Origin of the sequence: Pseudomonas quasicaspiana (genome assembly GCF_021147825.1) — a bacterium.
In the GTDB taxonomy this organism is placed as follows: domain Bacteria; phylum Pseudomonadota; class Gammaproteobacteria; order Pseudomonadales; family Pseudomonadaceae; genus Aquipseudomonas; species Aquipseudomonas quasicaspiana.
Genome location: NZ_JAGTPI010000003.1, coordinates 197,751 through 207,183, shown reverse-complemented (window position 1 = coordinate 207,183; position 9,433 = coordinate 197,751). Strand labels below are relative to the sequence as shown.

Genomic DNA, 9,433 nt, shown 5'->3' with positions numbered 1-9,433 from the left:
TGTACTGGAGCTATCGCGAGCAAGCTCACTCCTACAGTAAAAAGCATTCCAAATCAGATAGTTATATTTTTTTTGATAGGAGCGAGGCTTGCCCGCGATGAACGATAACGCGAGTGTATCTGACTGACCGAGGCGCCTGTATCGCGGGCAAGCCTCGCTCCCACAAGATTCGTGCTTGTCGAGCGACAACGCTTAGTCGAAGGTAGGCCGGTAAGTTCAAACAACCAGGTCGGCTGTCAGGCCGCCGCGCTTTTGATTTTGATCTGAGGCGCCCCGTTAAATCACGCCGGCCGCCCGCAGATTCTGAAGCGGGGGCAACCCGGCAGGACGCCGGGTTAGCCGCACCGGGCCATGGATGGCCCATTGCGGCGGCCCACGGTTCAGGATCTGCGGGCGGGTACACCGAGCACCAGCGAGGTGCCAAGTGATGGGGCAAGAGCCTTTTGCTTACTTTTGGGCTCTCAAAAGTGAGGCGCCGTAAGGGCGCAACCAATACAAGCCATTAACGCGCTAACGGATATGTACACAAAAAATCCCGACATGGAAAAGATGTGTACATACCTATGGAAGGGATGCAGCGGGGTCAGCGCACCAACACACGACGCAAAGTAGCCAGCCGGTCAGCGAACCCCATGATCCACTGACTGAAGCTCAACTCATTGAGCACACTGAGATCCTGCTGAGCACATAGACGAACCGTGTTCTGCGCATCCAGAGCCAACCAGCAACCGCCCAACTGGTCAGGCTTGAAATTCAGCTGCAGCAAGCGTTCGTGGATGCCACGCTGCGTCTGATCAAGATCAATCCGGGCATGGACGAACGCAACATCACCCGGTGCCGGAACTTCAATATTAGCCAGTTCCTGACCCTGCTCGTCAGCCAGCGCACAGAGGCCATCCTTGAATACCAGTTCACTGCCAGCCTGCGCGGCCAGCGCCGCCAGCAAACGGTCGGCATGAGGTGTGGTCATGGGTTCTGCTCCTTATCAATGAAAATCTGCTTTGCCGGACATGGCGCGTGTCAATGACGCGCCAGACCTTCGCCCAAGTGCTCGAGCCCCATGAGCTGCAACTGATGAGCGCTGATTTCATCCAGCGCGGCACTGTCCAGTTCGCCCGGCAAACAATGCCAGACCACGAAATCGCGGCGAGAATCCAGGAACAGAAAGTAATCGTTGTAACGCTCCGGGTCATCGAAACGACGCTCCAGCGCATCACCTAACTGCGAAGGTCCAAGACTGTGCCAGTCAACCTGCAGGGCCAGGCCCCAGTCCAGGCATTCGCGACGTGTGCAAAAGGCTACGCCAGCAGCTATTTCCCAGATAGCAGGGCGTCCTGCCACCACCTCGGCGTAAAATTGCGCCTTGTCAGTATTACGAGCGGGCATAGGGTTAATCCTCCAAGGGCACTCGAGTGAATTCGGCCTGTTCATCCCCCAGGCCGAGGCCGTCGCGCATATCCGATGGCCACCAGATAACGACCTCACGGTCGTTGGAAACAGGCCGGTCACACGCCTCTTTGGCGCACCCGCGGTGGCCAAAGGAAGAGCAACCGGCCAACAACATCACGGTCAAAGCGAGCAAGACAGCTTTCATGGCTGGCTGACCTCCACAGTAGTGAGCAATGAACGACGTTGCGGCGCGCCGCTGTTGACTTTGGGTGGACGCAAAGCAATGAACACCTCGGCCTCTCCACCCGGCGGCACCCAGGCACTCGGCCAGACGCTAACGCCGACCGCATAACGACCTCCACAGCTGGCCTCATCAACGCGTTGTGGCGTATCGGACGTGTTGCGCACCAGCGCGACAGCGACGCCAAACCCTGCATCACCGGCATACCATTGCGCACGGCGTGGATCGAGTTGCAGGTCAGGATTGCCGTCGCACAACGTCTCGGGACGCAGCGGTATGGCAGCGGCGGTAAAGCCCGCAGGCAAAGTCCCCTGAATCATCGCGCTCAAGGCCTTGGTGACCACTGTGCGGTTCGGTCGCTCGGTGCCTTCGCGGCGCTTTTTGATCTTGTCCAGACGATCCTGCACATGGTTGGGGTTGGCGTAGTCGACGTAGCGCATCGGGTTCACCTGGTCACCAATCAGGCGCGGCGTCAGGATGAACAAGCGTTCGCGGTTGGACTCACTGCGCTCGCTGGCCGTGAACAGCAACTTGCCAATGATCGGGATCGCGCTCAGATAAGGCACTTTCTTGCGACGCTCGTTGTTTTCATAGACATGAAAACCGCCCACCACCAGCGAGGCCTTCTCGGCAATGACCGCCTGGGTGCTGACGTTGCCACGGCGCACCGAAGGCTGCTCGGCTCGGATATTGGATTCCTGGATCTGCCCGTCCTCGATATCGACGACCATCTGAATCATCTGATCCTTGGCACCGGAAGCCGTGATAGAACGCGGAATAACCTGCAGGCTGGTGCCCGCTGTCAGCGGCTGGAAGTTTGCGACCCGCTCACCGATAGCTTCAAGAATTTCGGTCTGGCTGAAGTCGATGACCGCAGGCTGGTTTTCCAGGGTCAGCACCGAAGGATTGCCAATGATCGTCGCCGAGCCTTTGCCTTCCAGTGCGCGCAGGCCCAGGAAAAATTTGTCCCGATCCTGAACATACATTGTCGAGCTGCGGCCGTTCTCGGCAATGCTCGCGCCGCCGCTGAAGTTACCGGCGCTCAACCCCCAGTTGCTGGACAACTCATCCATCGAGTTGCGGTCAACGTCGACAATGATGGCGTCGATCTCGATCACGTTACGAGGCTTGTCCAGCTCCTCCACCAGATCCTTGTAGATCGAACGCCGCTCGGGATCGTCGTAGATCAGCACGGCGTTGTTGCGCACGTCCGCCTCGACCCTGATGTGATTGCGTGAGCGCGAGGAGCGCCGCTCGCCCTCGGTAGGTGCCACATAATTCTTGCCGCTGAAATTGCTGGCAACTGAGTCGTCGAACAGCTGCGGAAAATTACTCGCATCGGCGCCGAAACCCGTGCTCATGCCACCCATGCCTGCCAAGGGCAACGTGCCGGTGCGCAGGGCATCAGAGGTCAGCCCGCCGCCCATTGAGGAGCGACGTTCCAGCAGGTTTCGCAGCAGCGTGGCAACGCCATCGACTTTCAGGCTTTCGCCGCGGTACTTGATCGGTCGGTCGGCAGCGTTCGCGTAGCGCAGCGGCAAATAGATGACTTCCTGCTTTTCATCGCGGCTTTGCTGCTTTTTGCTGAAGTCTTCGATCAATTCGACGTAACGACGCGGACCCCGCACCAGCACCACGCCCTGCTCGGGCAAAGCGCCCCAGCCGAAGCGCGGATCGAGCAAGCCGACGTCGGTCAACGCCTGACTGAGGTCATCGACTGACTTTTCATCCACCTCGATACGCTTGGATTGCTGTTGATCAAGCGGACTGATGTACAGGCTGTTGTTATAAACGAACCACTGAAATTGATGCTCCAGCGCGAGGCGGTCAAGAAACGCCTCCGGGCTTTCGCTGCGCATCCGCCCGTTGACGGTGCCGCTGATGTCTTCCATCTCCAGACTGACGCCGAAACTCTCGGCGAAGTCCTTGAGGACCTGCGTCAACGGCGCATTCTTGGCGTCATAGGCATACGGGGTGTCGCGCCATTGTTCCGGTACGACGGCAAACGTGGGCGTGGCCCAGAGCATCGCGGCCATCAACGGCAGGCAGGTCCAGGCAGTTTTACCCATTCATCAATCCTCTGTGCAAAAGTCCCAGACCCAGCGACGCGGGCATGGCGGGCCGGCCTGCCGTTTTGCGCGGGGCCTGTTCGGCGAGTACCAGCGTCCAGGCGGCTTGCTGGTTGGCCAGGTTTTCAACGGTGGCGACCAGTGCCGCAGTGTCGACATCGGGGGGCAACCAACGCACCAGGCAGGCACGTTGCTTATGACGGTCATAAGCCAGGGCAATCGGGTCTTCCCCCATCAGGCTGGCTTCGACCAGGCGCAACAGGGGGGCGAGCTGATCATTGTGTGTGCCCATGCGCCCAGGCAGTGCGACACGACAGAAGAAGCCGCCTTCGCGGTTTTGCACCTGGATGCTGGCGCCGTCCACCCAGCATTCGAAAAGCCCGCCAGCCTCGCGGCGGCAGGCTTCTAGCTGGGTGTACAACTCACTGGAAGCCATCGAGCACCGACTTGGTCATGCCGTGCTTCGCGCTCAAGGCTTGAGTCAGCGCGAAGTTGGCCGAAGTGGTGTTCATGGTTTCCTCGAAAATGGCCTGCATGTTCTCGACACTAGGATCGTCGGCGGCAGCTTCGCTCGCGTATTCGTAGTTGCGGCTGGCTCGGTCGTAGTTGTTGTCCAGTCGTCTTTCCAGGGCATTGGTTGACATGGCGTGCTCTCTCGAAATGGGATGACTATCGATGAGTGGTCACGCCGGACAGAACGGTTCCGTCACTGATGAGATTGATCACGCGAGGTCAAGAATGCGCTCACGCAGCCGTTCCCAGTCGAGGCTGAAATCGCCGCTTTCAGTGCTCAGCCAGAGCGTACCGGGAGCGAGGCCGGTGTCGCGTTCGAGCTGCCAGTGCGTGTGCGGTTGTTGTTGCAACCAAGCGTCGACCGATTCATGAAGGTCCACGGAGCAACGCAATGTGGCGCGCACCGGACGGGTCTGGCTCTGGGCAATCTGGCGCACCAGAGCCAATGCGCGTTCTTCATCGGACAGCGTGCCCAGCAGACTGGCCAGCGTCTCGCTTAACAGGCTCCGGGCCTGCTCGACCAACGCCTCACGCTGAGCCTGCCGTTCGGCCTCCCAGCCTTCCAGCATGGCATTGGCGCGATCCCAGAATTGCGCTTGAGCATCGGCCAGCAGTTGCTCGCCCTGAGCCCGTGCATCGGCGAGCAAAGCCTCTGCTTGTATATGAGCACGCGCAAGGTGCTCACTGGCGAGCACCACATCGCTGAAATATTCGCGGCGCAGCAATGGCTCGGCAACGCCAGGCTGCGGAGCATCAAAACTGAGCGTGCGACGAATGAACATCAGGTTCCTCCAAGACACGTTGCAACGCGGCGCGCCAGAGCATATCCAGACGCTTGGGCTCGGCGCAGGGTGATGCGGTTACGGTGGTTGCGACTGCCCGCGGCCAAAGCAGCCTTAGCCGCTGCCATTGCGCTTCGCCGCGCCATTGAGCCAGCAATTGCAAAGGGTCGACAGGCTCGTCAGGCAACCAACTGCCCGGCCGTAACGCCTTGGCCACGCTGCGACACCAGGGCCGCAGACTTTCATCCGGCAGCTGTCGCGTTGCCCGCGCCGTGCACAGATGCTCGACAACAGCGAGCAATGACTCCCGATGTTCGCCGGCTTCGAGCAAGCTGACGATCATCGAGTCCGGGCGCGACGGGCTGCTGGCCTGAACACCGAACGCAGCGCCCAGACGATCAGGATGCACCGCTGATAGCCAGGCAAACTGGGCATCGCTCAAATGTCGTTCGCTGATCACTTCAGACCAACTGGCGTCAGCCCATTGCCAGGGCCGAGCCCACCATTGCAGCCACTGCTGCCCCAGTGCCGGACTCATGCCCCGCGCTCGTCAAACCGGCCAACAGCGGTACCTGGCGCCCTGGGTGCCGAACGCATGCCCACCAGCTCAAGCAATTTTTGGCGTAACGCCGGGCGTAGCCACAGAATCAAACCCGCGAATAAAAAGAAAATCCCCAACGCGCCACCCAGCATCATGCCTTTGAGAGCGTCGACTTCCTGCTCTGGCACCATGAACGGTCCGTAATGAACCAGAACCTGCTCCTCTTGATAGGCACGTGCGTTGACGAAGACCACCGACAGTTTCTCGGTGTTATCCACCGCCGCTGCCATGCCGGGAATACTGCTGGCAACCATCCGCCGGATTCGCGGCAACACGGTATCTGGATCAAGGCTCGCAGCATGTTTGATGAACACGGCTGCCGAGGCTGGCTGTACCGGTTCGCCGGGCGCTACTCGCTCTGGAAGCACCACGTGTACGCGAGCGACAATGACGCCATCAATCTGCGACAGCGTCGACTCCAGCTCTTGTGACAATGCATAGATATAACGCGCGCGCTCTTCAAGAGGCGTGGAGATCACCCCTTCCTTCTTGAAGATTTCACCCAGATTAGTGCGCGTGCGCCGTGGCAGACCCGCCGCCTCCAACACCCGCACCGCTCGATTGATGTCCGAGGCGGACAGCAGAACGCTGACCCCTTCTTTGTTGCTGCGCTTGCTGGCGTCGATGTTCTTGCTCGACAACTCGGCGATCACATCATTGGCATCGTTTTCAGAAAGCTTGCCGTGCAGTTCTATCTGATCACCGCAAGCGCCCAGCATCAGCGCCAGCCCGATCAGGCTCAGGTATTGCAGAAAATGCCTCATCAGCCCACCCATCACTGCATGTTGGTGAGTTTGTCCAAGGCTTGCGAACCCTTGCTGATCATTTTCACCGACAACGACGTTTGCAGAGAGTAATCGCTCAGCGCCCGGGTCGCTTCCATGAACTTCTTGGGGTCCGAATGCAGCGACGCCTCGCGCAGCGCCTTGCCAGCGTCCCTGGACATATCCTCCAGAGACAGAGCCTTGCGCGTCAGCGGGTCCATCACCTGCTCCGAAAAAGCCCCCGCCCCCTGAGTCGGCTCTGGCCTTTGCATGGCAGCCCTGAACCAGTCAGCATCGCCTTGCGTAGGGTTATCCAGCTCCACTTCCGGCTTGAGCGCCGTGGCGGAGGCCGAGCTGTTTTCAAGTTTCCCAATCGTCATATCGACCTCCTTCACGGTTTTCAGCTGAACAGCTTGTTCATGATCGAACCGGCTGTATTCTGGGCATCCTGCTGCAGCGCTTGATCCTGAGCCTTTGGACCAGAACCCTGAGTGGTATTGCCGTCCTGACCCTGCCCCTGCAACAGCTTGAGCAGATCATCGAGGCCCATGGTCACCGTCCCGTTGCCGCCGCCGAAACCGCCGCTACCGCCCACGGCACCGCCACCGCCACCGCCACCGCCACCGAATCCTCCACCACCGCTACCACTGCCGCTGCCTTGATCCGGAGAAAGGGGGATTCCGCTATTGGCCAGCATGCCTGAAGCCGGTGCTGTGCCGCTGCCGGCAGCCTGGCCAAGCATGGCGAGAGCATCCTGAAACTTGGATGCTTCAGCGCCGTCAAGGAAAGTGTCCGCCTTGCCACTGCTGTCAGTTTCGTTGAGTTCGTCCGACCATGACTTGGTCTTGCCGTCAGCGTTGTCCGGCGATCCGAATTTCTCCGGATGCTGGTCCATGAAGTTAGCGACATCTTGCAGCAGGGCTTTGTCTTCGCTTTTGAACGTTGCGCCACCTGAGCCATCCGTCGCAGGCTCCAACACGCTGCCGAGCTTCTGCTCTGCCAGTCCACCGAGCAGTGATGAAAGCGCATCGCCGCCACCGCCAGCTGCACCGCCGCCGCCCACACCACCGCTACCGCCACCAAAACCGTTGCCAGCACCGGCACTGCCTGCACCGCCTGCACTGCCGGTGCTCCCGCCCAACAACTGGCTCAGCAGTTTCAGAAGATCGTCAGGACTCATGTCCTTCACGGAACCGGCAGCAGGTTTTTGATCAGACATACCGCTGGAGCCCTGACCGCCAGCAGCTTGGCTTTGCGATCCCAGCTTCTCCATCAGTTGGGTAAGCAGTTTTACCAGTGGGTTTTCGCTGTTGACCTGCCCTTTGCCATCGGTCATCGACTTGACCAGCGTGTCAAGGGCAGCGTCCGTGCTCTGCGGGCGTTGGCCACCGCCTGCTGCATTGGGGGAATTACGCGTCTGCTGCTCATTACTGAAACTGGTCGGGCGACTGTTCTCAAGATTTATCGAAATGGTCATGCCTATACGTCCTCTTTGTAATCAGACATCCAGAGTGCGGGCGGGGCCATGTCGCACCTCCACTGAGGGGACACAGCCACCGCCAGAATGATCAGTAATTGATCCCCTTGGCGGTTGAAGCGACGTTACTGAGGTGCTTGAGGTCGCTGTCCTGGCTCATCGCCTCGACGGTGTTCTTGGCGTCGGTCTCGATTTTCTTGATGCCCGCGTTGGTGACTTTGGAGTCCGCAGCCCCGGTGGCATCAGTCATGCGCCCGGCGTTTTCTGCCGAGTTGCTTTCGTAGCCACCGTCGGTGCCGGCAGTAGCGGCTTTGAAGTTGCTGCTAAAGCTGTTGCCCATGTTGTTCATGCTGTTGAAAAAGCTTTCCATAATCTTGCACCTCAGCGGAATGATTGATGTAGGAACTCAGGCCCGGCAGGGTTCAAGCGCCGGTCCTGTTCAATGAGTGGGCATGAGGTTGAAAGCAGTTCCACGTTTAATCCGGGGACTGTGCGTCCTGATGGCTGCGGGAGATGCGCGGGGCGGTGTGCGGGACATAAAAGCCCGCTGCCTGGCGCCAGTCAGAAAACCGGGAGACGCAAGGGCAGAAAAGAAATAGGCAGGAAAGAGCGTGGTGTCAGACTGAAAGGCTTTTGATGCGGTGATACAACGTGCGGCTCGGAATACCCAGTTCGAAGCTGGCCGCTTCTACGCTTTGCTGATGGCGCTTCATGGCTTCATCAATGAGGATACGTTCAATGACCCGTAACTGCGCCTTGAGCTGCAATGGCTCTGGCGAGCAAGGCTCAGCCAAAGGCGAGAAGCCCAGTACGGAGCGCTTTGCGCTGGACTTGAGTTCACGAATATTGCCCGGCCAGGTGTGTGCAAGCAGTTGTTGAGTCATCGCGGGAGTCATTACCGGGGCCGGTCGACCGACCAGCGATGCCTGCTTGGCGAGGAAGCGATTGAACAACGGGATAATTTGTTCGCGACGCTCACGCAGCGGTGGCATCTTGATGCTGACCACGCTGAGACGAAAGTACAGATCGCGGCGAAAGGTGCCCTCTTCAACCAACTCTTCAAGGGGGCGTTGCGAAGAGGTGATGACGCACATGTCCACCGGGATGAACTCGGTTGATCCCAAGCGTTCAACGCCACGGGTTTCCAGCACACGCAGCAGCTTGGCCTGTAACGACAGCGACATGCTGTCAATCTCATCCAGGTACAGCGTACCGCCCTGCGCAGCCTCGACATAACCACTGCGCGATTTACTGGCACCGGTGTAAGCACCGCTGACCACACCAAACAATTCGCTCTCGGCCAGGCTCTCCGGGATGGCCGCGCAGTTCATCGCAACGAACGCACCACGTCTTCGCGATAAACGATAAATCTGCCTTGCCAGGGTGTCCTTGCCGGTGCCTGTTTCGCCAACCAGCAGCACATCAATATTCAGGGGGGCCATGTTGGTGGCCAGGTACTGCAAGTCAACAAAATCGCCGAAATAGGCAATTTCCTTCAGGTCTGATTCAAACTCGCGTCTATCCATGTTGGAGTACCCTCTTCGCACTTACATCCAGTATCGCGACCCCCTGACAGGCAGTTTGCAATGGCAAACTA

General features: G+C 59.1%; 13 protein-coding genes. All 13 read right to left on the bottom strand.

The genetic code is table 11. The features are described 5' to 3' along the window. Positions 1-583 precede the first annotated feature (583 nt). Positions 584-970, bottom strand: coding sequence for a CesT family type III secretion system chaperone (locus KDX30_RS04275; RefSeq protein WP_027902350.1), 387 nt, complete (start codon positions 968-970; stop codon positions 584-586). Positions 971-1,020: 50 nt separating this feature from the next. Beyond that, on the bottom strand, positions 1,021-1,386 hold the full coding sequence (locus tag KDX30_RS04270) for a type III secretion protein HrpV (protein ID WP_099267422.1): 366 nt from the start codon (positions 1,384-1,386) through the stop codon (positions 1,021-1,023). A 4-nt stretch (positions 1,387-1,390) separates the two neighbouring features. Next, complete coding sequence (hrpT, locus tag KDX30_RS04265; protein WP_027902348.1) at positions 1,391-1,594, bottom strand: HrpT family type III secretion system protein; 204 nt, start codon at positions 1,592-1,594, stop codon at positions 1,391-1,393. Then, positions 1,591-3,669 (bottom strand): type III secretion system outer membrane ring subunit SctC, encoded by a 2,079-nt coding sequence (sctC, locus tag KDX30_RS04260; protein WP_373562186.1) that lies wholly within the window; start codon positions 3,667-3,669, stop codon positions 1,591-1,593. The genes hrpT and sctC overlap by 4 nt, the downstream gene beginning before the upstream one ends. Positions 3,670-3,691: 22 nt before the next feature. After that, positions 3,692-4,135, bottom strand: coding sequence for a hypothetical protein (locus tag KDX30_RS04255; RefSeq protein WP_231675050.1), 444 nt, complete (start codon positions 4,133-4,135; stop codon positions 3,692-3,694). Beyond that, a complete protein-coding gene (locus tag KDX30_RS04250; protein ID WP_049827156.1) occupies positions 4,122-4,343 on the bottom strand; it encodes a hypothetical protein in 222 nt (73 codons plus the stop codon). The genes KDX30_RS04255 and KDX30_RS04250 overlap by 14 nt, the downstream gene beginning before the upstream one ends. 78 nt (positions 4,344-4,421) lie before the next feature. Continuing rightward, a complete protein-coding gene (gene sctL / locus KDX30_RS04245) occupies positions 4,422-4,994 on the bottom strand; it encodes a type III secretion system stator protein SctL (RefSeq protein WP_099267423.1) in 573 nt (190 codons plus the stop codon). Then, the gene (locus KDX30_RS04240; RefSeq protein WP_099267424.1) at positions 4,966-5,532 is read right to left on the bottom strand and encodes a hypothetical protein; all 567 of its coding nucleotides are present in this window, start codon (positions 5,530-5,532) and stop codon (positions 4,966-4,968) included. The genes sctL and KDX30_RS04240 overlap by 29 nt, the downstream gene beginning before the upstream one ends. Beyond that, positions 5,529-6,359, bottom strand: a complete 831-nt coding sequence (sctJ, locus tag KDX30_RS04235; RefSeq protein ID WP_122704556.1) for a type III secretion system inner membrane ring lipoprotein SctJ — start codon at positions 6,357-6,359, stop codon at positions 5,529-5,531. Before sctJ ends, KDX30_RS04240 begins: the two co-directional genes overlap by 4 nt. An 11-nt stretch (positions 6,360-6,370) precedes the next feature. After that, the gene (gene sctI / locus KDX30_RS04230) at positions 6,371-6,739 is read right to left on the bottom strand and encodes a type III secretion system inner rod subunit SctI (RefSeq protein WP_049827154.1); all 369 of its coding nucleotides are present in this window, start codon (positions 6,737-6,739) and stop codon (positions 6,371-6,373) included. A 20-nt stretch (positions 6,740-6,759) separates the two neighbouring features. Further along, the gene (locus tag KDX30_RS04225) at positions 6,760-7,836 is read right to left on the bottom strand and encodes a harpin HrpZ family protein (protein WP_231675049.1); all 1,077 of its coding nucleotides are present in this window, start codon (positions 7,834-7,836) and stop codon (positions 6,760-6,762) included. A gap of 91 nt (positions 7,837-7,927) precedes the next feature. Then, positions 7,928-8,206 (bottom strand): hypothetical protein, encoded by a 279-nt coding sequence (locus tag KDX30_RS04220; protein ID WP_027902343.1) that lies wholly within the window; start codon positions 8,204-8,206, stop codon positions 7,928-7,930. A 247-nt stretch (positions 8,207-8,453) separates the two neighbouring features. Then, on the bottom strand, positions 8,454-9,362 hold the full coding sequence (locus KDX30_RS04215; RefSeq protein ID WP_099267426.1) for a sigma 54-interacting transcriptional regulator: 909 nt from the start codon (positions 9,360-9,362) through the stop codon (positions 8,454-8,456). Positions 9,363-9,433 lie beyond the last annotated feature (71 nt).